This is a genomic window from Streptomyces murinus (genome assembly GCF_002154555.1).
Taxonomy (GTDB): domain Bacteria; phylum Actinomycetota; class Actinomycetes; order Streptomycetales; family Streptomycetaceae; genus Streptomyces; species Streptomyces murinus.
Genome location: NZ_MUNF01000548.1, coordinates 1 through 713, shown reverse-complemented (window position 1 = coordinate 713; position 713 = coordinate 1). Strand labels below are relative to the sequence as shown.

1 protein-coding gene is annotated in these 713 nt (G+C 69.8%); it reads right to left on the bottom strand.

What is annotated here, in order from left to right; translation table 11 throughout:
* Positions 1 to 28: 28 nt before the first annotated feature.
* On the bottom strand, positions 29 to 713 hold a 685-nt coding region (locus CCN72_RS29420), incomplete at its 5' end, for a TCP-1/cpn60 chaperonin family protein (RefSeq protein WP_279630292.1).

Genomic DNA, 713 nt, shown 5'->3' with positions numbered 1-713 from the left:
GCCGGGCCTTCGGTCAGAGCGTCGAGGCTCAGTGGGCGTGGCCGTGGCTGTGGCCGTGGCCCGCGGCGGCCTCCGGCTCCTCTTCCTTCTTCTCGACGACCAGGGTCTCGGTCGTGAGCAGCAGGGAGGCGATGGAGGCGGCGTTCTCCAGGGCGGAGCGGGTCACCTTGACCGGGTCGATGACGCCGGCCTTGACCAGGTCGCCGTACTCACCGGTGGCGGCGTTGTAGCCCTGACCCTTCTCCAGGTCCTTGACCTTGGAGACGATGACGTAGCCCTCCTGGCCGGCGTTCTCGCCGATCCAGCGCAGCGGCTCGACGACCGCGTTGCGGACCACGGCGACACCGGTGGCCTCGTCGCCGGTCTTGTCGAGGTTGCCCTCGAGGACCTTGGAGGCGTGCACCAGAGCGGAGCCACCACCGGAGACGATGCCCTCCTCGACCGCGGCGCGGGTCGCGGAGATGGCGTCCTCCAGACGGTGCTTCTTCTCCTTCAGCTCCACCTCGGTGGCGGCGCCGACCTTGATCACGCACACGCCGCCGGCCAGCTTCGCGAGGCGCTCCTGGAGCTTCTCGCGGTCCCAGTCGGAGTCGGTGTTCTCGATCTCGGCCTTGATCTGCGCGACGCGGCCGCTCAGGTCCTCCGACTTGCCGGCACCCTCGACGATCGTGGTGTCGTCCTTGGTGACGGTGACGCGGCGGGCGGAGCCGAGC